This window comes from Streptomyces auratus (genome assembly GCF_050433025.1).
Taxonomy (GTDB): domain Bacteria; phylum Actinomycetota; class Actinomycetes; order Streptomycetales; family Streptomycetaceae; genus Streptomyces; species Streptomyces sioyaensis.
Window position 1 is genome coordinate 2,892,501 of record NZ_JBNGCB010000001.1, and the last position, 26,249, is coordinate 2,918,749.

Annotated in this window: 20 protein-coding genes and 1 pseudogene; 12 read left to right on the forward strand and 9 right to left on the reverse strand. The window is 74.1% G+C overall.

Annotation, left to right across the window (positions count from 1 at the left end):
- Positions 1–4: 4 nt before the first annotated feature.
- From alc to BKA18_RS12525, 7 genes are all read right to left on the reverse strand, one after another.
- Positions 5–1,156 carry an allantoicase gene (alc, locus tag BKA18_RS12495; protein ID WP_366043210.1) on the reverse strand — a complete coding sequence of 384 codons (1,152 nt, stop codon included), beginning with the start codon at positions 1,154–1,156 and terminating at the stop codon, positions 5–7.
- A gap of 91 nt (positions 1,157–1,247) precedes the next feature.
- Positions 1,248–2,234 (reverse strand): LysR family transcriptional regulator, encoded by a 987-nt coding sequence (locus BKA18_RS12500; protein ID WP_366043211.1) that lies wholly within the window; start codon positions 2,232–2,234, stop codon positions 1,248–1,250.
- 71 nt (positions 2,235–2,305) lie between these two features.
- Positions 2,306–3,286 (reverse strand): acyl-ACP desaturase, encoded by a 981-nt coding sequence (locus BKA18_RS12505; protein WP_366043212.1) that lies wholly within the window; start codon positions 3,284–3,286, stop codon positions 2,306–2,308.
- A 241-nt stretch (positions 3,287–3,527) separates the two neighbouring features.
- Positions 3,528–3,776: a hypothetical protein gene (locus tag BKA18_RS12510; protein WP_366043213.1), complete on the reverse strand. Its 249-nt coding sequence runs from the start codon at positions 3,774–3,776 to the stop codon at positions 3,528–3,530.
- Between the two features lie 112 nt (positions 3,777–3,888).
- A complete protein-coding gene (locus BKA18_RS12515) occupies positions 3,889–4,152 on the reverse strand; it encodes a hypothetical protein (RefSeq protein WP_429638320.1) in 264 nt (87 codons plus the stop codon).
- 4 nt (positions 4,153–4,156) lie between these two features.
- Positions 4,157–6,298 carry a 4-alpha-glucanotransferase gene (gene malQ / locus BKA18_RS12520; RefSeq protein ID WP_366043214.1) on the reverse strand — a complete coding sequence of 714 codons (2,142 nt, stop codon included), beginning with the start codon at positions 6,296–6,298 and terminating at the stop codon, positions 4,157–4,159.
- A gap of 6 nt (positions 6,299–6,304) precedes the next feature.
- Positions 6,305–6,574 (reverse strand): hypothetical protein, encoded by a 270-nt coding sequence (locus tag BKA18_RS12525; protein WP_040899264.1) that lies wholly within the window; start codon positions 6,572–6,574, stop codon positions 6,305–6,307.
- Between the two features lie 474 nt (positions 6,575–7,048).
- On the opposite strand from BKA18_RS12525, the gene BKA18_RS12530 reads away from it, so the two are divergent.
- Complete coding sequence (locus tag BKA18_RS12530; RefSeq protein WP_366043215.1) at positions 7,049–10,009, forward strand: beta-N-acetylglucosaminidase domain-containing protein; 2,961 nt, start codon at positions 7,049–7,051, stop codon at positions 10,007–10,009.
- 144 nt (positions 10,010–10,153) lie between these two features.
- On the opposite strand, the gene BKA18_RS12535 is transcribed toward BKA18_RS12530, so the two are convergent.
- Complete coding sequence (locus BKA18_RS12535; protein WP_006605595.1) at positions 10,154–10,690, reverse strand: HNH endonuclease; 537 nt, start codon at positions 10,688–10,690, stop codon at positions 10,154–10,156.
- Positions 10,691–10,979: 289 nt separating this feature from the next.
- Between BKA18_RS12535 and BKA18_RS12540 the strand changes: the two genes are divergently transcribed.
- From BKA18_RS12540 to BKA18_RS12560, 5 genes and pseudogenes are all read left to right on the forward strand, one after another.
- Positions 10,980–12,068, forward strand: coding sequence for a mechanosensitive ion channel family protein (locus tag BKA18_RS12540; RefSeq protein WP_366043217.1), 1,089 nt, complete (start codon positions 10,980–10,982; stop codon positions 12,066–12,068).
- Between the two features lie 266 nt (positions 12,069–12,334).
- On the forward strand, positions 12,335–13,525 hold the full coding sequence (locus BKA18_RS12545; protein WP_429638321.1) for an ROK family protein: 1,191 nt from the start codon (positions 12,335–12,337) through the stop codon (positions 13,523–13,525).
- Positions 13,526–13,582: 57 nt separating this feature from the next.
- A pseudogene (locus BKA18_RS12550) lies at positions 13,583–13,687 on the forward strand (carbohydrate ABC transporter permease); the annotation flags it as partial.
- 6 nt (positions 13,688–13,693) lie between these two features.
- Entirely contained in the window at positions 13,694–15,013 is a 1,320-nt protein-coding gene (locus BKA18_RS12555) for a 6-phospho-beta-glucosidase (RefSeq protein WP_366043218.1), read from the forward strand.
- Positions 15,004–15,984, forward strand: coding sequence for an N-acetylglucosamine kinase (locus tag BKA18_RS12560; RefSeq protein WP_366043219.1), 981 nt, complete (start codon positions 15,004–15,006; stop codon positions 15,982–15,984). Before BKA18_RS12555 ends, BKA18_RS12560 begins: the two co-directional genes overlap by 10 nt.
- Before the next feature lie 132 nt (positions 15,985–16,116).
- Here the strand turns inward: BKA18_RS12560 and BKA18_RS12565 are convergent, their stop codons facing one another.
- Entirely contained in the window at positions 16,117–16,464 is a 348-nt protein-coding gene (locus BKA18_RS12565) for a hypothetical protein (protein ID WP_366043220.1), read from the reverse strand.
- Positions 16,465–16,861: 397 nt separating this feature from the next.
- On the opposite strand from BKA18_RS12565, the gene BKA18_RS12570 reads away from it, so the two are divergent.
- The 6 genes from BKA18_RS12570 to BKA18_RS12595 all read left to right on the forward strand — a co-directional run bounded on the left by BKA18_RS12570 (position 16,862) and on the right by BKA18_RS12595 (position 26,216).
- Positions 16,862–18,235, forward strand: a complete 1,374-nt coding sequence (locus tag BKA18_RS12570) for a hypothetical protein (protein ID WP_366043221.1) — start codon at positions 16,862–16,864, stop codon at positions 18,233–18,235.
- 26 nt (positions 18,236–18,261) lie between these two features.
- On the forward strand, positions 18,262–19,272 hold the full coding sequence (locus BKA18_RS12575; RefSeq protein ID WP_366043222.1) for a glutamate ABC transporter substrate-binding protein: 1,011 nt from the start codon (positions 18,262–18,264) through the stop codon (positions 19,270–19,272).
- A gap of 147 nt (positions 19,273–19,419) precedes the next feature.
- Complete coding sequence (locus BKA18_RS12580; protein WP_366043223.1) at positions 19,420–20,745, forward strand: hypothetical protein; 1,326 nt, start codon at positions 19,420–19,422, stop codon at positions 20,743–20,745.
- Positions 20,742–23,303: a serine/threonine-protein kinase gene (locus BKA18_RS12585; RefSeq protein ID WP_366043224.1), complete on the forward strand. Its 2,562-nt coding sequence runs from the start codon at positions 20,742–20,744 to the stop codon at positions 23,301–23,303. The genes BKA18_RS12580 and BKA18_RS12585 overlap by 4 nt, the downstream gene beginning before the upstream one ends.
- A gap of 1 nt (position 23,304) precedes the next feature.
- Positions 23,305–24,735: a PP2C family protein-serine/threonine phosphatase gene (locus tag BKA18_RS12590; protein ID WP_366043225.1), complete on the forward strand. Its 1,431-nt coding sequence runs from the start codon at positions 23,305–23,307 to the stop codon at positions 24,733–24,735.
- Between the two features lie 134 nt (positions 24,736–24,869).
- Positions 24,870–26,216 (forward strand): vWA domain-containing protein, encoded by a 1,347-nt coding sequence (locus tag BKA18_RS12595; protein WP_366043226.1) that lies wholly within the window; start codon positions 24,870–24,872, stop codon positions 26,214–26,216.
- The last annotated feature ends 33 nt before the right edge of the window (positions 26,217–26,249 follow it).

Sequence of the window (26,249 nt, forward strand, 5' to 3'; positions counted from 1 at the left end):
CGGCTCAGTCGCTCAGCTCGTCGAAGCGGCGGACGAGCGCGGCGCGGCCGGTTGCGGTGAGTTCGCCGTGCAGCCGCAGCCGGGCGAGACCGCCGTCGGGGAAGACGTCCAGCCGGACATGGGTGGCGATGACGGCCCTCGGCAGCCGGAAGCGGTGCGGGGTGTCGGGCTGCAGCGTGGTGCGCGGCAGGATCTCGAACCAGGCCGACTCGTCCGCCGGGTCGGCCGATTCCGCGTCGCAGCCGTACAGCGCCGCCCAGCCCGCGGAGTTGCCCTTGAGGTAGGCGGTGTCGATCTCGACGGCGCGGATCTCGCCCCGGGCGGCGAGGCGGAAGCGCACCCAGTCGTGGGTGCCCTTGACCCGGCGGCGGCGGTTCTCCCAGCCGTCGTCCATCTTGCGGGACAGATCGGGCCGGATGAGCTGGGTCGGCGAGGAGTAGAAGCGGTCGGAGGCGTCCTCGACGGTGCCGCCGTGCAGCACGGAGGCCAGGTCGAGGGTGCCGAGCACGTCGAGCCACTCCGGGTCCGGTACGACCTCGCCGTGCACCCGCAGGCGGGCGATGCCGCCGTCGGGGTGCTGCTTGAGGCGGAGGTGGGTGAAGCGGCGCTCGGCGTCGACCGCGAAGCCGTTGGCGGCGTGGCCGCGGACCGGCGTGCGCGGGACCAGCTCCTCCCACGTCACGTCGTCGGCGAGCAGTTCCTCGGGGCCGGGGCTGCCGGGCAGCGCGGTGGCCTCGACGGATATCTGCTGCGGGTAGTTGCCGCGGAAGTGGGCGGTGTCGACGACGATGCCGCGGATCACGCCGGGGGCGGCGAGGCGGATCAGCGCCCAGTCGTGCTCGTGGTCGGCCGGGAAGGGGTGGTCGGCGTCGGCGCCGCGGCGGCGCCGGGTCTCCCAGCCGTCCATGATCTTGCCCTTGTGGCCGAAGCGCTCGGGGTCGAAGACCGCCGGAGTCGGCGTCAGCAGATTCTCCCGCTCGGCGAAGAACTCGTCGTTCGCGGCGATCACCCCGGCGCCGAGCCGGCGGTCGGCGAGGTCGACGAGCGAGGTGAAGGGGAAGTCCCCGCCGCGGTAGTCGGCGTAGGGATCTCCCCCGCCGTACGGGGCGGCGTCGTTCGCGTGCGGATCGTGGCTGCCGGCAGGGAGGCTGGACATCGTGGCCTTTCGACGTGGCCGAAGGAGCGGACCACTCCACCGTCGCAGCGGGCCACCCCTCAGGTCCATCGAAAGTTTTTGAGGAATACGTTCAGTCTGGCTGAACGGTCGGGTCCTCCGGTGTCTGGGCGGCGGCCGCCTGCCGCAGCGCCGCCAGCACGCGGGCGAGACCCGGCGCCCCTTCCGCACCGCGCCGGACGGCGGCGATCACATGCCGGCGCGGCCGGTCGGCCCGCAGCACCCGCAGCGCCACGCCGCCGGCAGCCTCCCGGGCGCCGCTCTCTCCTGCCGGGCGGCCCTCCCCCGCACCGCCGATGCCGCCCGCCATCGCCATCCGGGGCACCAGCGCGACCCCCATCCCCGCCGCGACCATCGCCCAGATCGCGCTCCAGTCGGCGGCCGCGTGCGCCTGCTCGGGCACGAAGCCGGCGCTTTCACAGACGGTGGTGGTGATCTGCGACCAGGGGCCACTGCTGCCGAAGATCCAGGGCTCGTCCGCCAGGTCGGCCAGCCGCAGCCCCGGCACGGCCGCCAGCCGGTGGCCGGCCGGCAGCGCCACGTCCAGTGGGTCGGCCAGCAGCGAGACCCGGCTGAACCGCAGGTCGCGCGGGGTGGGGGCGTGCGCCGCCAGGGACAGCGCCAGATCGACGCTGCCGTGTGCCAGCAGCTCGTACGCGGCCTCCGCCTCGGCCTCCCGTACGACGACCGACAGCCCGGGGTGGCTGCGGCGCAGCTCCTGGACGGCGGGCACCACCAGCGCGGGGATGGCGGTGGCGAACGCCCCGACCCGCACCTGGCCCGCCTCGCCCCTGAGATGGCCGAGCAGCTCCGCGTCCGCGCGCTCCAGCTCGGCGAAGACCGCCTCGGCGTGCCGCAGCACCAGCTGTGCGGCGTCGGTCAGCCGCACCCGCCGGCCGTGCGCCTCCAGCAGCGTCACCCCGAGCGCCCTGGCCAGCCCGGTCAGCTGCTGCGAGACCGCCGAGGGCGTCATGTGCAGCGCCTCGGCGGTCGCGGTGACCGTGCCCCGCTCCTGGAGGGTGCGCAGGATGTGCAGCTTCTTGAGGTCCCAGTCGGCCATGCGGGCAGCGTACGCATCCGCCGCCCCGGCCACCGCCGCCACGGGCGGCGACGCGGAGCGGACCGGCAGGTTCAGCGGCGGTTGGCCTCGCGGCGCGCGAGGATGGCCGCCTGACGCTCGTCGAACTTCCGCGCCTGGCCGTCCAGGCCGTCCATGTACAGCCCCAGCTCCTCCTGCGCCGCGAGACCGGCCGGGCCCAGGCCGCCGATCTCCAGCACCTTCAGAAAGCGCAGCACCGGCTGCAGCACATCGTCGTGGTGGATGCGCAGGTTGTAGATGCCGCCGATGGCCATCCGGGCCGCCGACCGCTCGAAGCCGGGCATGCCGTGGCCGGGCATCCGGAAGCCGGTGACGACATCGCGCACCGCGCACATCGTCTGGTCGGGCGCCAGCTCGAAGGCCGCACCCAGGAGGTTGCGGTAGAAGACCATGTGGAGGTTCTCGTCGGTGGCGATCCGGGCCAGCATCCGGTCGCAGACCGGGTCACCGGAGTGGTGGCCGGTGTTGCGGTGCGAGATCCGGGTGGCCAGCTCCTGGAAGGCGACGTACGCCACCGAGTGCAGCATGCTGTGCGAGTTGTCCGACTCGAAGCCCTCCGACATGTGCGCCATGCGGAACCGCTCCAGCTCGTCCGGGTCGACGGCCCGGCTGGTGAGCAGGTAGTCCCGCATCACGATGCCGTGCCGGCCCTCCTCGGCGGTCCAGCGGTGCACCCAGGTACCCCAGGCGCCGTCCCGGCCGAAGAGGGTGGCGATCTCGTGGTGGTAGCTGGGGAGGTTGTCCTCGGTGAGGAGGTTGACCACCAGCGCGATCCGGCCGATGTCGCTGACCTTGGACTGCTCGGGGGCCCAGGGCTCACCGTCCTCCAGAACGCCGGCGAAGTTCCGCCCGTCGCTCCACGGGACGTACTCGTGCGGCATCCAGTCCTTGGCGATCTTCAGATGCCGGTTGAGTTCCTTTTCGACGACCTCTTCGAGTGCATAGAGCAGCTGGGCGTCGCTCCATGCGGTCTGGCCGCGCTCTCCGTTATGGCGGGCGGGGGCGATGGTCACGGGGGAACTCCTGGGGGACGACGACCTACGGGGCCGTAGGTTTGACCTACGGCTGCGTAGGTTACGTCATCGTAGGTTAGGGCCGGTTAAACATTGCGCCCCCGCAAATCAGGCGAAAATCGCGCGATAGCCGCCTCGCAACCCCTTTTTCACCTGCGCAAATATCCGGGTACGACAAAGGGCGCCCCTCGGTCTTTGTGACCGTTGGGCGCCCTGGGAGGCGTCGCTGTGGTGCCCGGCGTCAGCTCTTGGACTTGGCCTGCTTGCGGGGCCGGTCGCCCGCCACGACCAGTCCGGCGATGATCAGGAAGAGCACGATGGGTGCAGCGACATAGAGGCCGAGCGTCTGGATCACACTCAGGCCCGGACCCGGGTCGTCACCGTCGTCGCGGGTGAGCGCAAACGCGGGGGACGACATCAGCAGCATCAGCGCGGTGCCGGCGGTGATGGTTCCGGCGCGCAGGACATTCTTATTGACCTTGTTGCTCACGAAGTCAACGTATCGGACGCCTTGCCGCCCCGCGCGCCCGGGGTGGGGCAACCGGCCGCCCCGGCCGGCTCCGCGGGCGCCCACCCTCCCGCGGCCCGGCTCCGGTGCAGTGTCACCGGCGCGAGCCGGACCGGGATGCGCGGACGGAGACCCGCACGGCATCGGCGGTCACCGGCCGCGGCAGCGCGAGGATCCTGCGGTGCCCGATGGTGGTGCCGTCGGCGATCGCCGTCCACGTCCCGCCGGTCCGCGCCTCGACGGTGAACCGCTCGACCCCCTGCCCGTACCGGATGTCCTCGGCGAGCCCGATCCGGTCGAAGGTCCAGGGCCCGGGCCCGGACGCCCGCACTTGGGGCGTTCGCCGTCGAAGAGACACCCCCCTAATACTGCCCGTCCGACAACTCCCGCATCAGCGCGTGGAGTCGGGGCGAGGCCGCCAGCTCCTCCAGGGTGTGCGGGCGTCCGTCGGGACCAGAGATCGGTACGCGCCAGTTCGGGTATTCGTCCCATGTCCCGGGGAGGTTCTGCGGGCGGCGGTCCCCCACCGCATCGGGCAGCCAGACGCCGATCATCCGCGCCGGGGTGCGCAGCAGAAAACGGTGGACGGCCCGGACCGCCCCCTCCTCGTCGCCCGCCCCCTCCGGCAGCAGCCCGCGCCGGGCCAACTCCCGCAGCCACTCGGTGAGTTCGTACCTGGCGCGGGAGCGCTCCCGCTCCGGTGGCCCGGCGAGCAGTCCGAGCCGCTCACGCAGCGCGACGTCCTCACCGGTCAGCCGGGCCGCGGTGGGCGGCAGATCGTGCGTGGTGACGGTGGCGAGACAGGCGCTGCGCCACTCCTCGGGCGCCAGGATGCGGGCGGGGGCGGCGGATTCCGGAGCGGGCGCAGAAGCGGACGACGAAGCGGACGTCGGAGCGGGCGCCGCAGCGGCTTCCGGTGCCGGCTCCCCGTAGTCCCGCTCGAACCACAGCACGGAGGTGCCCAGGACGCCCCGTTCGGCGAGCGCACCGCGGACGCCCGGCTCGACGGTGCCCAGGTCCTCACCGATCACCGCGGCGCCCGCGCGGTGTGCCTCCAGGGCCAGCACCGACAGCATCGCCTCGCCGTCGTAGCGGACGTAGGCGCCGTCCGTCGGGGGCCGGCCCTCCGGGACCCACCACAGGCGGAACAGCCCCATGACATGGTCGATCCGCAGCGCTCCGGCGTGCCGCAGCAGCTGGCGCAGCAGCTCGCGATAGGGGGCGTAGCCCGCGGCGGCCAGGGCGTCCGGGCGCCAGGGCGGCAACCCCCAGTCCTGGCCGCGGGCGTTGAAGGCGTCCGGCGGCGCCCCGATGGACATCCCGGCGGCGAAGGCGTCCTGCTGGGCCCAGGTGTCGGCGCCGGAGGGGTGGACACCGACGGCGAGGTCGTGCACCAGCCCGATGCCCATCCCGGCCTCCCGCGCGGCCCGTTGCGCACCGGCCAGCTGCTGATCGGTGAACCAGGCGAGCCGGCAGTGGAAGTCGATCCGGTCCAGCAGCTGCGGCCGCAGCCGGGCGACCCCCGCGGCCCGCGGCTCCCGCAGCCCGGCGGGCCAGCCGCGCCAGTTGGGGCCGTGCCGCTCGGCGATCGCGCACCAGGTGGCGTGGTCCTCCAGGGCCTGGCCCTGCTCGGCGAGGAAGTCGCAGTATTCGGCCCGCCGGCCCGGGCCGAGCGGGACCTTCCACAGCAGCTCCAGGGCCTCGCGCTTGAGTGCCCAGACGGCGTCCCGGTCGATCAGCGCGCCCCCTTCGAGCACCCCGGCCCGCAGCGCGGCCGCCCGCGCGGCCAGCCCGTCGGCCCGTAAGCGCGCGGCGCCGGTGAGGTGGGCGTACTCCGGGATGTGCTCGATCCGCAGATGGACCGGGTCGGGGAAGCGGCGCGAGGAGGGCCGGTAGGGGGACGGGTCGGTGGGCGGGCCGGGGACGGCCGCGTGCAGCGGGTTGAGCTGGACGAAGCCGGTGCCCAGGGCGCGCCCGGACCAGGCGGCGAGGTCGGCGAGGTCCCCGAGGTCGCCCATGCCCCAGGACTGCCGGGACAGCAGGGAGTAGAGCTGCACCAGGAAGCCGTGGCTGCGGCGGGGTGGTACGGGCACCCGGTCGGGCGCGACGATCAGCGAGGCACGGGCAGTCCGGCCGTCCGGGCTGTGCGCATGCAGCACATGGATGCCCAGGGGCAGCCGGGCGAGGGCCGCCGGATCGGGCGCCCCCAGCTCCTGTGCCGCGCCGCCCTCGGTCTCCACCCCAAGGACGCTGCCTTCGGGGAGACCCGTGAGGTCGGGCGGCCGGGCCGGCCGGGCGACGACGGTGCGCGGCAGCAGGGCCGCGTGCGCGGCCTCCGCGCGGGCGGCCAGGGCGGTACGGACGGCGTGCGGAGTCGAGGCGTCGACTCCCAGAGCGGCGAGCACGGCGACGACGGTGTCGTCGGTGATCTGGACGCTTCTGCCCGGTGCGGGTTCGTAGGACGTGGCGATGCCGTGCAGCCGGGCGAGCCGCGCGCGACCCATGGGTCCTCAGACCTCCATGGACTCCGTGCCCATACCGGCGGCCGTCGGCTCGCTGGTCAGCGGCAGCTCGGCGGCGATCGGGACCTCGCTGGTCAGGGGCGCTGCGTCGGCGAGCGGGGGCTCGCTGGTCAGGGGCGGCTCGACGAAGCTGAAGGATCCGGAGCCGTCCAGCCCGGAATCGGGGTCGGACACCCCGTCGTACATGTCGGACTCCATCGCCGCACCTCCCGGTTTCGAGGACAGAGCGTCGAGGAGCAGTTGAGCGGATGCGGCCACTGAGGGCCTCCCGTTCATCGGTAGTGGGACACGTGGGCCCTACCCACTCGACACGATCGCAGACGCATCTGCTCACGAAACGTGACCCACGTCACATTATGCCTCACGCAGGCAATTTCACCGCGGGGAACACCGAGGGGCGCAGAGAACGCGGAGGAAGCGGGCCCCGCACCGCAAGTTCTGCGGACCTGCGGACCCCCGCAGAGCCGCCCGCCCCACCGGCCGAAACCCGCCCGTGCCGGGCCTTGCGGCACCCCGCCATGGCCCGGTTGACACCCTCACCGCCACAATGGTGGGCTCACCGCCGAGGGACTGCCCGAAGAGGCGCCGGCGGGGGGACAACGGGGAACGGGGCGCCGGCGGCAGGCCGGTACGTGAGGGACGGGACGAGGAGCAGCCGTGCGAGGCCGGGGCGGATGGAGCGTCGGAAGAATCGGTAGGGGCGGGGAGAGCGGCGCGGGCGCCCGGGCACGGGTGGCGGGGACCACTGCGCTGGCCGCGGCCGTCATCGGGGGTCTGCTCGGCGGGGTACCCAGCGCCCAGGCGGCGCCTGCGGACCCCGCCATCGGCACGCCCGACCGGCCGGACCGCCCGGCCGGAGCGGGAGCGACGCCGGCCGTCTGGCCGCGCCCGCAGTCTTTGCAGGAACTCGGCGACGCCGTACCGCTGGGCGACCGGGCGGCGCTGGTGGCGGAGCCGGACACCGACCCGTATGCGCTGGACGTGCTGCGCGGGCTGCTGCGCGACGCCGGGGTCACCACGGTCGACACGCTCGCGCCCGGCGACCGGCTGCCCGCGGCCGGGCCGGTGTTCCGGGTCGGCGGCGAGCAGGCCACGGACGCGCTGCGGGCGCTGCGGGTGCCGGCCCGCGGGGATCTGCCCTCCGGCGGCTACCGCCTGGCCGCGGGCCGGGTCGCGGGCCGGGACACCGTCGCCATGGACGGCGTCGGCCCGGACGGGCTCTTCCATGCCGCGCAGACGCTGCGGCAGTTGGTCACCGATGGGGCGGGCGGCGGGCGGCAGCTGGCCTCGGTCGCCGTACGGGACTGGCCCGGCACGGTGGTGCGCGGCACCACCGAGGGGTTCTTCGGGCAGCCCTGGAGCCGGCCGCAGCGGCTGGCCCAGCTGGACTTCATGGGACGCACCAAGCAGAACCGCTATCTGTACGCGCCCGGTGACGATCCGTACCGGCAGGCCCAGTGGCGCGAGCCCTACCCGGCCGCGCAGCGCGCCGACTTCCGGGCGCTGGCCGAGCGGGCCCGGGCCAACCACGTCACGCTGGGCTGGGCCCTCGCCCCCGGCCAGGCGATGTGCTTCTCCTCCGAGGAGGACCTGCGGGCGCTGCGGCGCAAGGTGGACGCGATGTGGGCGCTGGGGGTGCGCTCCTTCCAGCTGCAGTTCCAGGACGTCAGCTACAGCGAATGGCACTGCGACGCGGACCGGGACGCCTTCGGCACCGGCCCGCAGGCCGCGGCGAAGGCGCAGGCCCGGGTCGCCAACGCGCTCGCCGACCACCTGGCGCGGCGCCACCCCGGGTCGGCGCCGCTGTCGCTGATGCCGACCGAGTACTACCAGGACGGCTCGACGCCGTACCGCGGTGCGCTGTCCGATGCGCTCGGCGACCGGGTGGAGGTGGCCTGGACCGGCGTGGGAGTGGTCCCGCGGACCATCACCGGCGGGGAACTGTCCGCCGCCCGCCAGGCGTTGGGCCACCCGCTGGTCACCATGGACAACTACCCGGTCAACGACTACGCCCAGGACCGGATCTTCCTCGGCCCCTACCGCGGCCGGGAGCCGGCCGTCACCACCGGCTCCACGGCGCTGCTGGCCAATGCCATGCAGCAGCCGCTCGCCTCGCGCATCCCGCTGTTCACGGCCGCCGACTACGCCTGGAACCCGCACGACTACCGCCCGGCGGAGTCCTGGGCCGCGGCCGTCGACGATCTGGCGGGCGGCGATCCGCGGGCCCGGGCGGCGCTGCACGCGCTGGCCGGCAACGATTCGTCCTCCCTGCTGGACGGGGACGAGTCGGGGTACGTCCAGCAGCTGATCGACCGCTTCTGGAAGGCCCGCGAGGCGGCGACCAACCACGGCCGGCCCGGCCGGGACGCGGACCTCGCCGACGCCGCCAAGGCGCTGCGGGCCGCGTTCCACACCATGAGCACCGCGCCGCGAAACCTGCACTCCGATCTGGCCGCCGAGATCCGGCCGTGGGCCGAGCAGCTGGCCCGCTACGGAAGCGCCGGCGAACTCGCCGTGGACACGCTCATGGCACAGGCCCGCGACGACGGCGACGCCGCCTGGTCGGCCCAGCGCGAGGTGCAGCGGCTGCGCACGGTGCTCGGGCGCAGCCCGGCGACCGTCGGCAAGGGGGTGCTGGCCCCCTTCCTCCAGCGGGCGATGGCCGAGGCCGACGCCTGGACCGGGGCCCGGCACGACGCCCCCCGGCCGGACGACGGCGCCGGCTCGACGTCCCTCACGGTCCCCTTCGAGCGGGCCCGCCGGCTGGCCGCGGTCACCGCGCTGACCGAACCGGGCCCGGGCGCGGGCGCCGTTTCCCTGGAGGCGCATGTCCCGGGCGAGGGCTGGCGCCGCCTCGACGCCCTCTCCCCCACGGGCTGGACCGAGTCCCGCACCCCCCGGCTGCGCGCCGACGCGGTCCGGCTGACCTGGGCGAAGGGCGCGGACGCGCCGTCCGTGCACGCGCTCACCCCGTGGTTCGACGACACCCCGCCGGCCGGACTCGAACTGTCCCGCAAGGAGCTGGACGCGCCGCCCGGCGGCAGTGCGACGGTGGACGCCCGGATCTTCTCCCGGCGCCCCGGCGACGTCCGCGAGAAGCTGACGGTGAAGGCGCCCAAGGGCTTCACCGTGCATGCGCCGCAGGAGGTCACCGCACCGCGTGGCGGCACGGCCACGGTCCGTATCGCCGTCGACGTGCCCGAGGGCACCCGCTCCGGGACGTACCAGATCCCGGTGGACTACCGGGGCGAGGAGCAGACGCTGACCGTGCGGGTCTATCCGCGCACCGGCGGCAAGGATCTGGCGCGCGGCACCGTCGCCACCTCCTCCGGGGACGAGACGGCCGACTTCCCGGCCTCGGCGGCCACCGACGGCAACCCGAAGACGCGCTGGTCCTCGCCCGCCGAGGACGGCGCCTGGCTGCAGTTCGCGCTGGCCCATCCGACCCGGCTGGGCCGGCTCGTCCTGACCTGGCAGGACGCCTACGCCGCCCAATACCGCATCCAGGTCTCGCCGGACGGCCGCAGCTGGCGCACGGCGGCCACGGTCCGCGACGGCAAGGGCGGCCGGGAGTCGGTCCGGATGGACGCCAAGGACGCGCGGTTCGTCCGCATCCAGGGCGACAAGCGGGCCACCCGCTTCGGCTACTCGCTGTGGTCGGTGGAGGCCTACGCGGTCGAGCCGCAGCACTGAGCCGTCCGCCGCGGGGATCGTGGCCGGTCATGCCGCCGGGCCCCTGCCGCCGCGGTGTGGACCGTGGCGGCAGGGGCCCGGCGGCACCCGCCCCGGACGGAGCGTTCCGTCCGGCGGCACTGCCCCGGACGGAAAAACCCGGACCTACGCCGATACGGCGTCGATCCGGGCCAGGGCGTCATCCGCGCCGTACGGCTGCAAATACGGCAGCCAGCGCGGGTCGCGATGGCCCGTACCGATGATCCGCCACGCCAGTCCTGACGGCGGGGCGGGCTGATGCCGTAGTCGCCAGCCGATCTCGGCGACATGGCGGTCGGCCTTGACGTGATTGCAGCGCCGGCAGGCGGCGACGACGTTCTCCCAGGTGTGCTGACCTCCGCGGCTGCGCGGGATGACGTGGTCGACGCTGGTTGCGACGCCACCGCAGTACATACAGCGCCCGCCGTCACGGGCGAACAGCGCCCGGCGGGTCAGGGGGACGGGGCCGCGAAAGGGCACCCGCACAAACCGCTTCAAGCGGACCACACTCGGAGCGGGGATGACATGGGTCGCGCTGTGCATCAGGGCGCCGGACTCCTCGAGACTGACAGCTTTCTCATTGAGCACGAGGATGAGCGCGCGGCGGAGCGGTACGACGCCGAGCGGCTCGTACGACGCATTGAGGACCAGGACATGCGGCACGGGTGCCTCCTTGTACGCCGGCGGCGCGTGGCTCGCGCCGGGACGATCTCCCCACAGTGTCCCCCGGTGCCTGGTCGGAGCGCCACCATGACCGAGTAACGGGCCGGAGGTGTTTTCCACCACACCCGCGCACGGCCCGCTCGACCAGGCGCAATCCGGCCTCGCCAAATTGTGGCCTGTCGAACAAGGGCACGGACTGCCCTCGTTGCCCCGTTAGTGTGGTTGGTCTGCCCGGTTCCCCGGGGACCCCCGCGGTCCGGGCCTGCTGTCCCACACGGAAGGTTCGACTGTGTTCTGGTCCGCTTCGCCGGTCACCGGTGCGTCCCTGCGCGCCGCCACACCGGGCTCAAACGGCCCGACCTCGCTGGACGAGGCCACGCAGAAGGCCACCAACGCCGCCGGCTGGGTCGAGGAGAACTGGGGGACGTGGCTCACGTCCGGCCTGAAGATCCTGCTGATCATCGTGATCGCGGTGGTGCTGCGGCATGTGATCCGGCGCACTATCACCAAGCTCATCGAGCGGATGAACCGCACTGCGGCCGCCGCCCAGGGCACCGCGCTGGGCGGACTGCTGGTCAACGCCGAGCGCCGCCGGCAGCGCTCCGAGGCCATCGGCTCGGTGCTGCGCAGCGTCGCCTCCTTTGTGATCATGGGCACGGCCGCGCTGACGGTGCTGTCCGTCCTGGAGATCAACCTGGCGCCGCTGCTGGCGAGCGCCGGTGTGGCCGGTGTCGCCATCGGTTTCGGCGCCCGCAACCTCGTCACCGACTTCCTCTCCGGGGTCTTCATGATCCTGGAGGACCAGTACGGCGTCGGCGACGAGATCGACGCGGGGGTGGCCAACGGCACGGTCATCGAGGTCGGCCTGCGCGTCACCAAGCTGCGCGGCCCCAACGGCGCGATCTGGTACATACGCAATGGCGAGGTCAAGCGGATCGGCAACCTCAGCCAGGGCTGGTCCACGGCCACCGTCGATGTGGTGATCGCCTCCGACCAGGACCTGGAGCGCGCCCGCGACACCATCACCGCCGCCGGTGAGGAGATGTCCAAGGCCGAGCCCTGGAACGAGCAGTTGTGGGAGCCGGTGGAGGTCCTCGGCCTGAGCGAGGTGCACCTGGACACGGTCACCATCAGCGTCGCGGCCCGGACCATGCCGGGCAAGGCCGCCGGAGTGGAGCGCGAACTGCGCTGGCGCATCAAGCGCGCCCTGGACGCCGCGGGCGTCCACCTCGCCCCGCGCCCACTGCCCGAGGAGGAGACCGAGGAGACCCCGGACCCCACCGCCGGCGTCGCCGCCCCCTCGGTGCTCAACAACCCGTCGTCCCCGCAGTCGCTGGCGGCGGAACCGCTCGCGGCGCCCCCGAAGACGGGAAAGTAGCCCGGCCGGGGCCGCGGCCGCAGACCGCGAAGGGGCGTACCGGTGACCGCCGGTACGCCCCTTTTCGCGCTCCCGTTCGCTGTCTCGCGCGGGGCGGCACCCGGGGACGGCAGCTCACCGTGCCCGCCCCATTGACGCCTTTCCGTCCCCTGCCTACGTTCCTGGGGAGCGATGGGAAGGTTTCCCAACAGACTTCTCGGCACAGCTTTCTCGGCAGCGACGCGGTGGCCGGGCCTCCCGGACACCCGGTGAGCGGGGTGACGGTCATGGCCGGTGGGCCGCAGGCACGCGGAACTCCCGGGACGCCGCGGGTGCTGCGGGCCATGAACGACCGGGCCGCGCTCGATCTGCTGGTGTCGCAGGGGCCGTTGACCCGTACCCGGATCGGGGAGCTGACCGGGCTGTCCAAGCCCACCGCCTCGCAGTTGCTGGCGCGGCTGGCGGCCGCGGGGCTGGTGCGGACGACGGGGAGCGTGACCGGGCGGCCGGGGCCCAGTGCGCAGTTGTACGAGATCAACCCGGCGGCGGCGCAGGTCGCCGCGCTGTCCGTCGACGGGCTGGGGGTCACCGCCGCGGTCGCCGACATCACCGGGCGGCTGCTCGGCGAGGAATGGGTGAGCGCCGAGGCCGTGGGCACGAAGGCACCGCACCGTACGGCGCAGTTGGCCGCGCGGGCGGTCGACGGGGCGCTGGCCAAGGCGGGGCTGGGGAGGGACCGGCTGCACTGCGCGGTGATCGGCACACCCGGCGCACTGGACCCGCGGACCGGGCGGCTGCGCTATGCGCCGCATCTGCCGGGCCTGGCGTCGCACGCGCCGCAGGAAGAGCTGGCCGAGGCGCTGGGGATGCCGGTCACCGTCGAGAACGATGTGAATCTGGCGGCGGTCGCCGAGCAGTACGACGGGGCCGCGCAAGGCGTCGACGACTTCGTCCTGGTGTGGGTCGACGAGGGGATCGGCGCCGCGCTCGTACTGGGCGGGCGGCTGCTGCACGGAGCCACCGGCGGCGCCGGCGAGATCGGCTATCTGCCGCTGCCCGGCGCCCCGTTGTCCCGGGGCGGCCACCGCAGCGCCGCACGGGCCGACGCCGGCGGCGGCTTCCAGCGGCTGGTCGGCGCGCCGAGCGTGCGCGCGCTGGGCCGGGAGTCGGATCCCGAGGTGCGTACGGTCGCCGGGGCACTGGCACACGACGCGGTACGCGCCGTGGTCGCGCGGCGGCTGGCGACCGGGCTCGCGGCCGTGGTCGCGGTCGTCGATCCGGGGCTGGTGGTGCTCTCCGGCGCGGTGCCGCAGGCCGGCGGGGAGGCGCTGCGCGCCCTGGTCGAGGCGGAGTTCACCGGCCTTGCGCTGCCCCGCCCCGTCCTGCGGCTCAGCCGTCTCGACGGCGATCCGATTCTCCTCGGCGCACTGCGGACGGCGCTGGCACAGGCCCGGGAGGCGGTGTTCCGCACCGGCTGACCACTGCGCGGCATGCGACGCCCCGGCCCGCAGCGCCCGCGTCCGACGGCACCACCGGCACCACCGGCACTGCTTGTCACGCCCCCTTTTGCCACGCCCCCTTTCTTCCTCGCACAGAAGGCCTTCGTCGAAGGCGTCACGCTCACCGGAGTGAAGGGCTGATCCGCTATGCCGTCTCCCCAGGAACGCACCCCAGGCCGCCGCCGCAAGCTCGCCGTGGTCGGTGGCGGCTCGACCTACACCCCCGAACTGATCGACGGCTTCGCGCGGTTGCGTGACGTCCTGCCGCTGGAGGAGCTCGTCCTCGTCGACCCGGACGCCGGCCGGCTGGAGGTGGTGGGCGGCCTGGCCCGGCGGATCTTCGTCCGGCAGGGACACCCCGGCCGGATCTCCTGGACCGGTGACCTGGACGCCGGTATCGACGGCGCGGACGCCGTGCTGCTGCAACTGCGGGTCGGCGGTCAGGCCGCCCGCCTCCAGGACGAGACCTGGCCGCTGGAGTGCGGCTGCGTCGGCCAGGAGACAACCGGCGCCGGCGGTCTCGCCAAGGCACTGCGCACCGTGCCCGTCGTGCTCGACATCGCCGAGCGGGTGCGCCGCCGCAACCCCGGCGCCTGGATCGTCGACTTCACCAACCCCGTCGGCATCGTCACCAGGGCGCTGCTGACCCATGGCCACCGGGCCGTCGGGCTGTGCAATGTCGCCATCGGCCTCCAGCGCACCATCGCCGGGCTGCTGGACGTGTCGCCCGAGCAGGTCGAGCTGGAACACATCGGCCTCAACCACCTCACCTGGGAGCGCGCGGTGCGCGTCGCGGGCGAGGACGTCCTGCCCCGGCTGCTGGCGGAGCACGGCGACGCCCTCGCCGGGACACTGCACCTGCCCCGCCCCCTCCTCGACCATCTCGGCGTCCTCCCCTCCTCCTACCTTCGCTACTACTACCGGCATGACGCCGTCGTACGGGAGCTGCGCACCAAGCCCTCCCGCGCGGCCCAGGTCGCCGCCCTCGAACAACAGCTGCTCGGTATGTACGGCGACCCGGCTCTCGACGAGAAGCCGGACCTCCTCTCCCGGCGCGGCGGCGCCTACTACTCCGAAGCCGCGGTCGCGCTGACCTCCTCTCTGCTGGGCGGCCCCGGCGGCACCCACGTCGTCAACACCCACAACTCCGGCACCCTGCCGTTCCTGCCCGACGACGCGGTGATCGAGGCCCCCGCGACCGTGGACCCGACGGGCGCCGCGCCGCTCCCCGTACGCCCCCTGGAACCGCAGTACGCCGGGCTGGTCGCTCATGTCACCGCCTATGAACACCTCGCCCTGGAGGCGGCCCTGCTGGGCAGGGACGGCCGGAACGCCGGCCGGGCCGCCGGGCGCAAGGCCGTGTTCGCCGCCCTCCTCGCCCACCCGCTCATCGGCCAGAGCGACCACGCGGACCGGCTCGCCGACGAGCTGATCGCGCACAACCGGGACCACCTCCCATGGGCCTGACCGGCACGGCGCTCGCCGTCGACGCGGGCAACACCAAGACCGAGGTGGCGCTGGTGGCCACGGACGGCAGCCTGCTCGGGGCAGCGCGCGGCGGCGGCTTCCAGCCCCCGCGGGTGGGCGCCGGGCGGGCGGTCGACGTGCTGGCGCCCCTGGTGGCCTCGGTCACGGAACAGGCCGGGCTCACCGGCCCCGTCGGGCATCTCTCCGCCTTTCTCGCCAACGCCGATCTCCCTTCCGAAGAGGCGGACCTGACCGCCGAGCTCGCCGGCCGCGGCTGGGCGCACACGGTCTCCGTCCGCAATGACACCTTCGCCCTGCTGCGGGCCGGGCTGCCGGACGACGCGGAGCCGCTGGGCGTCGCCGTGGTGTGCGGAGCCGGCATCAACTGCGCCGGACTCGGGCACGGCGGGGCCAGAGCCCGCTTCCCCGCCGTCGGCCGCATCTCCGGTGACTGGGGCGGCGGTTCGCACCTCGCGGACGAGGCGCTGTGGTCCGCCGCCCGCGCCGAGGACGGCCGCGGCGCACCGACCGAGCTGGTCCGCGCCCTGCCCGCGCACTTCGGGCTGGCGACCATGCCGGAGCTGATCGAGGCACTCCACCTCCGCGCCCTCCCCGGCCACCGCCGCCACGAACTGGTCCCGGTGCTCTTCGCCGTCGCGGCCTCCGGGGACGCCGTGGCCCGCACCCTCGTGGCCCGCCAGGCCGAGGAGGTCGCCCTGATGGCCACCGTCGCCCTGCAGCGCCTCGGCCTGCTCGACGAGCCCGCCCCCGTGATCCTCGGCGGCGGCGTCCTCGCCGCCCGCCACCCCCTCCTCGACGACCGCATCACCCAACTCCTTTCCGCGCGCGCCCCGAAGGCCGTCCCACGGGTGGTCACCGCCCCACCGGTCCTGGGCGCCGCCCTCGACACCCTGGACCGGGCGGGCGCGACGGCGGAGGCCTATGACCGGTTGAGAGGGGCTTGGGGGTAGGGACGGAAGGCAGGAGGGCAGCCAAGCCCGCTGGCCACCCGCGGCACCGGAGGCCACCGAGCCACCAGAGGCCATCGGCCAGACAGTTGCCTCCGCTGCCTCCGCCCGACACCGCCCCTCCCCCACCCCTCCTCACCCCACCCGCACGCTGTCCCCCCGTCGCGTCTCCGTGCGTTCGCCCGGGCCGAGGACGAGGTCGGGGGGCGGAGCGGGGGCCGGGTCGGACGGATCGGCCGGCGGGGCGGGGGAATGATGACTGTTGCGCTCTGTGACGATGGTGATGTGGCGGTCGGTGTCGTTGATGATGAGCGTGGCGGAGCCGTCCGCGCGGTGGTCGAGGGGGTAGCTGCCCTCGGGATCGATATGGGTCGTGCCGCCGATGGTCAGGAAACCGCTGGCGGACGAGGGGGTGTTGAGCGCGGGACGGCCGTCGGCCGTGGTGGCCGCGAGCGGGCCGAGAAGCCTTTTCCAGCGGGACATGAGCATTCCTCCGAGCGTCGGGCACGGGCTTGACGCCGTGCCGGTGGCGAGGGGCGACAACCACCTTCGTCACTCAGCGTAATCGAGGGCGAGCGTGCGGACAGCGGCGTGTGGGAGCGAAGTGGGGGGCGCGGAGGGAGCGGAGTGCGCCGTCGGGGGCGTGGAACAGCCGTCGAGGGGACGGCGAAGTCGCACGCAGGGGTGCGAGAAGCCTGCCGCTTCCGATGGCCCCACGCCCCCTCTCCGCGGGTCGCGATCCGAACAAGATCAGGGCAATTGCGGTGTGTGTGTCAGCGGCTGCGGACATACTGCTGCCCATGTACCAGTCCTTCGTGTGAGCGCTCCCCGGCGCGGGCGCGGAGGCCGTCCCGCAGTCAGCGACCCAGGGGGAGGTTCCGTGCCGACCAGCAGCGTGTCCGCGCCCGTCCCGGGACGCAGGACGGCCTGGGCCGAGGGGCTGGACGAGCTGCGTGCCGCGGCGACGACCGAGCCGGGCCGGCTGCGGGTGATCGGAGCCGTACTGGCCCTGCTGGTCGTGGTGTTCGGCGCGGTCACGGCCTGGCAGGTCTCGGACCGGGCGGCGGCCGCCGACGATGTGGTGACCCACAGCCAGCCGCTGACCTCGGACGCGGCGAGCATCTACCGTTCGCTGGCGGATGCCGACACGACGGCCGCGGCGGGCTTCCTGGCCGGCGGTGCGGAGAGCAGGGCGACGCGTGAGCGCTATGCCACCGATATCGCGACGGCGTCCGCGCTGCTGGTCAAGGCGTCGGCGAACAGCCGGGGTTCGCAGGAGGCGGGCGCGCAGATCGCCCGGCTCAACAGCCGGCTGCCGCGCTATGCGGGCCTGGTGGAGAGCGCGCGGGCCAACAACCGGCAGGGGCTGCCGCTGGGCGGCGCCTATCTGCGGTACGCCAATGAGCAGATGCGAACGGAACTCCTGCCTGCCGCACGGGCGTTGTACGACGCCGAGACGGACCGGCTGACCGCGGACTACGACAAGGCCGAGGCGTGGCCGTGGTACGCGCTGGCGGCCGGGGCGGTGGCGATCGGTGCGCTGGGCTGGGCGCAGCGGCGGCACTACCGGCGGACCAACCGGGTCTTCAACCGCGGCCTGCTGGCCGCCACCGCGGCGTCCGTCGCGGTGCTGCTGTGGCTGGTGGCGGGGCATATGACGGCGCGGGCGGGGCTGACCGACTCCTACCAGCACGGCGCCCGGTCGCTGCGGGTGCTCAACGAGGCGCGGATCGATGCGCTGCAGGCGCGCGGGGACGAGAATCTGACGCTGGTGGCCCGCGGCGCGGTGCTGACCGGCGCCCGACAGGACTTCTACGAGACCGGTTTCCGCTCGGGTATGACGGACCTGGCGGGCCCGGGTGAGCACGGCGCGGCCACGTCGCACAGCCGGCTGGGGGCGGCGCTGGCGCTGGCGGACGACGAGGCCGGGCGGCGCCCGGTGCGGGCCGCGCTGACGCAGGTACGGCAGTGGCAGGCGCGGCACGCCGAGGCGCGGGCGGCGGACGACAAGGGGGATTACGACGGGGCGCTGGCCAAGGTGATCGGCCCGGACGGGTCCACCGGGGAGTCCTTCGACCGGGTGGCGGCCGGGCTGCAACAGGCGCTGGAGCACGAGCAGGCGCAGTTCCGGTCGTCGGCGGACACGGGGCGCGGGGCGCTGGGCGGGCTGCCGGTGGGGGCCGGCGTACTGGCGGCGCTGGCGGCGCTGGGCGCCGTACTGGGGATCGGTCGCAGGCTGGCGGAGTACCGGTGAGGGGGCATGGTGAGGGGAGGAAACGGATGCGGGCGCGAGGGCTGAGGAATCTACGTGCCGTCCTGGCACCGGTCGCCTCGGGCATGTGTGTGATGGCGGCGGCCGCGGCCGTGCTGGTGCCGGCGCTGGTCCACGAGACCGGGCCTGCCGGACCTGCCCGCCACAGTGCGCCCGTACCCGCGGCGCCGCACCGGGCGCCGCGCCCGGCGGCGGCACCGGCCGCCGCGAAGTGCACCGCGCAGAACGCCGCGGAGAGTCTGCGGCCGTCGTCGGACGACGGTGCGGCGGTATCGCGGATCAAGGAGAAGGGCCAACTGGTCGTCGGGGTCGACCAGAACACCTACCGCTGGGGGTATCGCGACCCGGCCACCGGCAAGCTGGCGGGCTTCGACATCGATCTGGTGTGGGCGATCGCCCGGGACATCCTGGGGCCGGACCCCGACGTCGTCTTCAAGGCGGTGCCGACCGCCCAGCGGGTGCCGGCGCTGCAGCGGCACACCGTCGACATGGTCGTGCGGACGATGACGATCAACTGTGCCCGCAAGGCACAGGTGGCGTTCTCCACCGCGTACTTCCAGGCAGGGCAGCAGGTGCTGGCCCCGAAGGCCTCGAAGATCAAGGCGTTCGACGATTCGCTGCGGGGCAAACGGGTGTGCACGGCCGCGGGTTCGACGGGCGAGAGCGAACTGCGGGCGCAGCGGCACGGCGCCTCCGTGCTGACGGTGCCCAATCAACTCGACTGCCTGGTACGCCTGCAGCTGGGCGAGGCCGACGCGGTCCTCACGGACAACGCGCTGGCCGCGGCCCAGGCGGCCCAGGATCCGACGGTGGAGCTGAAGGGCAGGCCGTTCACGGATGAACCGTACGGAGTGGCGATGAACCAGGACGACACGGACCTGGTGCGGCGGGTCAACAAGGTCCTGGACGACTACCGGGACGGCGGCAGCGACAGCCCCTGGATGCGGTCGTACCGCAAGTGGCTGCGGGCCGATCTGCCGGGCATATCGGGGCCGCCGTCGCCGGAGTACAGCGACTGATCCGCCCCAAGGAGCGGTGTACGGCGCATGATCGCCCCATGGAGCGGTCCGATGCCGTCACTATGGAAGGGGACCGGAAGGGAGCTGACCCAGCGGCCGACGCCGTGGCAAACGCCGTGCACCGTACGCGTATTGGAGAGGTGATCGATGGGGGTCCCTGGACCCTTCCCCGGCACTCCGGGGAGGCCCGATGCCCCGGTGCTGGACCGGGAAGAGGTGGATCGCGCCCTGGACCGGCTCGGTGCCGAGTACGAGGCGATCGAGACCTCGCTGCTCGCGTTGCAGGACCACGCGGGGCGCCGGCTGCTGGAAGGCGCCGACCTGTCCGGTACCACCAAGGAACGCTGGGCCGCCGCGGAGCGGTCCATCACGGTCCTGTGGTCGCTGTTCGACGCGTACACCGCGGCGCTGGAGCAGGCGCGTGAGCTGCGGGAGCGGCGCCGCTGGCCCTCGGTGGAGGATCTGGCGGAGCTGACGGAGCTGCTGCACGGCGACGGGGTGACGGTGCCGGGCGCGGCCGCGGCGGGCGGCGGCCCGGAGAGCGGCCCGGCCCGGCTGAGCGAGCGGTTCAGCCTGGTCGGGCTGGTCGAGCGGATGAACGGGCTGTACGCCAGCTCGCTGGACGTCATCGTCGCCGCCGACGCCGTCTGGTCGGCGCTGCCGGCCCGGATAGACCTGCTGTCGGCCGAGCTCCAGCGGACGCGTTCGCTGGCGCATTCGGTGGGGGTCCGCCCGGGTGAGCATCCGGCCGGCGACGACCTGGAGCGGATCACCGAGGAACTGTTGCGGCTGCGCGCCCGGGTGATCGAGGATCCGCTGGCCTTCTGGGTGTCGTCGTCGACGGGGAGTTCGGCGCCCGGCGGGGGCCGCCCGGACACCGGGCGCTACGACCGTGCGGCCCGTGCGCTGGAGGACATCCGGCGGGAGGTGGCGGCGGTGCTGGACGTGCGGCAGGACGCCGAGCGGCGGCTGATGCAGCTGCGCGACGTGCTGTCGCGGGCGGACCGCACCCTGACCGAGGCGCGGCAGGCCCGCGGCGAGGTGCTGGCGAAGATCGCCGCGTCGGAGGTGCCCGCGGTCAGCGGCCCGTCGGCGGCGCTGCACGAACAGCTGGCGGCGGCCGCCGACTACCGCAGACGGGCGCAGTGGCACCGGCTCTCGCCGCTGCTGGACAGCCTGGAGGAGGAAGCGGAGGAGGAACTCCACCGCGCCCGTGAGTCGTTGACCGCGGTGACCGCGCCGCTGGCGGTGCGCGCCGAGCTGCGCGGCCGGCTGGACGCGTACCGGGCCAAGGTCGCACGCCACGGCATGGCGGCGGATCCGCTGCTGATCGAGCGGTACGACCTGGCGCGCCGGATGCTGTGGAGCGCGCCGTGCGATCTGCGGGTGGCCGAGCAGGCGGTGTGGCGCTATCAGCAGGCCACGGCGGAGGCGCTGGCCGCGCCGCAAGCGGAGGGGCGGGGGGAGTCATGACCCGGCGGGCCGACGAGCGCTGCCAACGACGGGACTGCTCGGGCAGTTACGAGGACGTGGGCGGCGGTGAGCTGTACTGCGACCTGTGCGGGCTGGCGCCGGTGGTCTCACCGGGCGGCCTGCTGTCCTCGCCGCCCACGGGGCTGACGGGCCGGGTGCCCACGGACACCACGGCCGACCGGGAGGCGGCCGGCGCCCTGCTGACCGTCCCCTCCCCCGCCCCCGGTTCGGGCGGTACGCCGACGTCCGCCCGCTCGGCGCCGTCCCGGCGCTCGGTGTCCGGAAGGCTGTCACGCTCGGGCTCCGCCGGCGGCCCGGCGCGCGGCGTACCGGCGGTGTCGGCGCCCCGCCAGGGCAGCGGCCCGTCCTCCGGCTCCGTGCGCGGGCGGCTGGGCGCGGGCCTGGTCGCGGTGCCGGAGGTGCCGCGGCCCGACCCGGCCACGGCGGTGCTGGAGGACCCGGAGGTCCCCGAGCGCAAGCGGTTCTGCAGCCGTACGGAGTGCGGCGCGCCGGTGGGCCGGGGGCACCGTGACCAGCCGGGCCGCACGGAAGGGTTCTGCACCAAGTGCGGCCATCCGTACAGCTTCGTCCCCAAACTCCGGCCCGGCGACATGGTGCACGGCCAGTACGAGGTCGTGGGCTGTCTGGCGCACGGCGGACTCGGGTGGATCTATCTGGCGACCGACCACGCCGTCTCCGACCGGTGGGTGGTCCTCAAGGGGCTGCTGGACACCGGCGACGAGGAGGCGCTGGCGGTGGCGGTGTCCGAGCGGCGCTTCCTCGCCGAGATCGAGCACGCCAACATCGTCCGGATCTACAACTTCGTGGAGCATCTCGACCGGGCCACGGGCAGCCTCGACGGCTACATCGTCATGGAGTACGTCGGCGGCAAGTCGCTCAAGGACCTCGCCAACGACCGGCGCACGCCCCAGGGCAGACGCGATCCGCTGCCGGTGGAGCAGGCCTGCGCCTACGGCATCGAAGCACTGGAGGCACTCGGCCATCTGCACAGCCGCGGCTACCTCTACTGCGATTTCAAGGTCGACAACGCCATCCAGCAGGACGACCAGCTCAAGCTGATCGACATGGGCGCGGTGCGCAGGATGGACGACCACGAGAGCCCGATCTACGGCACGATCGGCTACCAGGCGCCCGAAATCGCCCTGCTGGGCCCGTCGGTCGCCTCCGACCTCTACACCGTCGCGCGCACCCTCGCCGTGCTCACCTTCGACTTCCAGGGCCATACGAACGTCTTCGCGGACTCGCTGCCCGATCCGGACCACATCGAGGTGTTCCGCACCTACGAGTCCTTCTACCGGCTGCTGGTGCGCGCCACGGACCCGGACCGCTCCCGCAGGTTCTCCTCCGCGGAGGAGATGGCCGAGCAGCTGACGGGCGTGCTGCGGGAGGTGGTGGCGCTCCAGTCCGGTGAGCCGCGGCCCGCGCTGTCGAAGCTGTTCGGGCCCGAACTCCGCGTGGTCGACACCGAGGTGCTGGCGGCGGCGGAGGGCGACAGTTCCCTGCTGGGCGGCCGCGGGGCGGCACCGGCCGAAGAAGCGTGGGGGCGCCGCGGCCCCGCACTGCGCCCCCTGGACGTCGCCGGCGCCGCCCTCGCGCTACCGGTGCCGCGGCTGGATCCGGGCGACCCCAACGCCGGGCTGCTGGCCGGGTTGCCGGCCGCCCCGCCCGCCGAGCTGCTGGGTGCGCTGCGCGTCGCGCCGGCCGACTCCCTGGAGCTGCGGCTGCGGGAGCTGCGCGCCCGCCTGGAGACCGGGGAGGGCGCGGCGGCGCAGTCGGTGCTGGAGACGCTCGCGGCCGAGCCCGCCGCGCAGGGCGGTCCGCCCTCCGGCGACGGCGGCGCGGACTGGCGGGTGGTGTGGCACCGCGGTCTGGTGGCGCTGACGGCGGGCGACCGCGAGGGCGCGGCGCTGGCCTTCGACGCGGTCTACGACGCCTTCCCCGGTGAGCCGGCACCGAAGCTGGCGCTGGGTGTCTGCGCCGAGCTGCTGGGCCAGCTGGACAATGCCGCGGAGTACTACCGCCTGGTGTGGACGACCGACCGCAGCTATGTCGGCGCCGCGTTCGGGCTGGCCCGGGTGCGGCTGACGGCGGGCGACCGTACGGGCGCGGTCGAGGCGCTGGAGTCCGTCCCGGAGTCGTCCATCCACTACGTCGCGGCGCGGATCGCGGCGGTCCGCGCCCGGCTGCGGGAACGCCCCGCGCGCGAGCCGCTGCTGGCGGATCTGCGGGCGGCCGCCGCCCAGACCGAGGCCCTCGCGGGGTTCGGTCTGGACGCCGAGCGCCGGGAGCAACTCGCCACCGAGGTACTCGGCACCGCCCTGGACTGGGTACTCTCCGGTAGCCACGGTGCCGGGCCGCCCGGTGAGGTGGCCGCGCACGACCCGCCGGCGCTGCTCGGCAGTCCGCTGGACGAACGCGGTCTGCGGTTCGGCCTGGAGCGGTCGTACCGACTGCTCGCGCGGCTGGCGCAGCGTGGTGAGAAAAGGATCGAACTGGTGGAACGGGCCAACCGCTTCCGCCCCAGGACGTGGGTGTGACATGGGTGTGACTGGGCCGTCCCGGTGTCCGGGCTGTGACGAACCGCTCGCTGCGGGGGACAACTTCTGCGGGCGGTGCGGCGCCCCACTCCTCCTGGCGCCCGCCGCGACGTCGGCGTACGGCGCCCCGCCCGCGCCCGGCGCCCCGGCGGTACCGCCCCCACCGCCCGCGCCACCGATGCCTCCGGGGCCGCCCGCACCGTCCGGCGACGCGGGGCGTGCCGGTCCCGCCGAGCCGCCGCCCGACCCGCAGGCCCGTCTCCCGTACGGCGACACCGCCACCCCGCCGATGCCGCAGCACGCCCCGCCGATGCCCGGCCATGCGCCGGCGGTGCCCGGCCCCGCAGCGGTGACCGACGCCCCGGTGACCGACGCCCCGCCGCCCGTCGACCCGCGGGTGGCCGGATACGGAGCGGCCGCCGGCGCGGGCGCGGAGCCCGGTGCGACGACTTCCGAGCCCGGTGCGCCCACTACGGAGCCCGGTGCGACGGGGCCGACCGGTACCCCCGCCTACGGCACCCCGCTGTGCACCGCCTGCCGGTCCGCCGCCATGGACGCCGACGGCTACTGCCTGCAGTGCGGCCAGGCCCAGCCCCCTGCCCGCGACCACATGGAGAGCGAGGTGGGCGGTATCGCGGCGGTCAGCGACCGCGGCCACCGCCACCACCGCAACGAGGACTTCTACGCCCTGCGGTCCGCCGCGCTCCCGGACGGCAGCCCCGCCGTGGTCGCGGTGGTCTGCGACGGCGTCTCCTCGGCGACCCGCCCGGACGAAGCCTCCACCGCCGCGTCCGAGGCGGCCGGTGAGGCGCTGCGGGCGTCCCTGCCGCGCGGTACGCACCCCCAGCAGGCCATGCACGAGGCCATCCTGGCGGCCTCCTCGGCGGTCGACGCGCTGGCCGCCGACGACGCGCCGGCGCAGGACGAACACCGTCAACAGAACGCCCCGGCCTGCACCTTCGTCGGCGCGGTGGTCGGCGGCGGCCTGTTGACCGTCGGCTGGGTCGGCGACAGCCGCGCCTACTGGATCCCCAACGACCGCACGGCGCCGCCCGCCCGGCTCACCGAGGACGACTCCTGGGCCGCCCAGATGGTCGCCAACAACCTGATGACCGAGGCCGAGGCCAACGCCGATGAGCGGGCCCACGCCATCACGGGCTGGCTCGGCGCGGACGCCTACGAGGTCGAGCCGCACACCGCAACATTCAAGCCGGACGGCCCGGGCGTCGTGGTGGTGTGCACCGACGGGCTGTGGAACTACGCCGAGACCGCGGAGCAGATGGCCGCGGTGCTGCCGTACGACGCCCCCAGCAGGCCGCTGGACGGCGCCCGGGCCCTGGTCACCCACGCCCTCGACGGCGGCGGGCACGACAACGTAACAGTGGCGCTGGTGCCGTTCCCCGCACCGGCCGGGCGGGCAGGATCGGCCTGACCTGCTCAGCCCGAATGAGCCGGACGCCGGTGGGAGGCGCGGCACCCCGCGCCCCGCACGACGCACGACGGTCCCGGCACCACGCACCACGGGGCACCGGCCGGCCGGTCACGGCGTTTCAAGGAGCGCAACGGATGGCCCACTTCGCCAAGTCCCCTGTGCCGCGTTTCTCCGCCGAGGTGTACCAGAACCCCTACCTCCCCGAGGGCGGGCGTGAGGTGCACGCCGTCGTCACGGTCACCGCGACCGGGGGCGGGACGACCGGCGGCCGGCCGGTCCCGGCGGGCGTCGGCCGGCCCGACGCCGGCGTGGTGATCATGGTGGACTGCTCCGGGTCGATGGCCCATCCGCCGGCGAAGCTGCGCGGCGCCCGCGAGGCGACGGCCGCCGCCCTCGACGCCGTGCGCGACGGTGTCGGCTTCGCGGTGGTGGCCGGTACCCACCGGGCCGTCGAGGTCTACCCCGGCGACGGCCGGCTGGCCGTGGCCGACGCACAGACCCGGGCCCGGGCCGGGGAGGCACTGCGCGCACTCGGTGCGGGCGGCGGTACGGCCATCGGGAGCTGGCTGCGGCTGACCGAACGGCTGCTGTCGTCCACCGGGGCCGGCATCCGGCACGCCATCCTGCTCACCGACGGCCGCAATGAGCACGAGTCGCCGCAGGAACTGCGCGCCGCCCTGGACGCCTGCCAGGGAGCCTTCACCTGCGATGCCCGCGGTGTCGGCACGGACTGGGAGGTCAAGGAGGTCACCGGCATCGCCTCCGCGCTCCTGGGCACCGCCGACATCGTCGCCGATCCGGCCGGGCTGGCGGCCGACTTCACACGGATGATGGAGACGGCGATGGGCAAGGAAGTCGCCGATGTCGGGCTGCGGCTGTGGACCCCGCTGGGCGCCGAGACCGTCTTCGTCAAGCAAGTGGCACCCACGGTGGCGGACTTGACCGGCCGGCGCCGGGAATCCGGGCCGCGGTCGGGGGACTATCCGACCGGCTCCTGGGGCGACGAGTCCCGCGACTACCACCTCTGCGTCCGCGTCCCGGCGGCCGGCGTCGGCCAGGAAATGCTGGCCGCCCGTGTGTCATTGATCATTTCCGGGCCGGACGGCGACCCGGCCGGCCCCTCGCCGCAGCCGGTGTCGCAGGCGCTCGTACGGGCCGTGTGGACGGACGACGTGACCGCCTCCACCTCCATCAATCCGCAGGTGGCGCACTACACCGGGCAGGCGGAACTGGCACAAGCGATCCAACAGGGGCTCGATGCCCGCAAGTCGGGCGATACCGACGGTGCCACGGCGAAACTGGGCCGCGCAGTACAGCTGGCCGGAAGCTCGGGCAACGAGGAGACTGCGAAACTGCTTGCGAAGGTGGTGGACGTCGTCGATGCGGCGACCGGTACTGTGCGACTGAAGGCGACGGTCGCCGAGGCGGACGAGATGACTCTCGAAACGCGCTCGACCAAGACCGTTCGCGTGAAGAAATAGCCACGATCAGTACCGAGCAGTACCACCGCGAGA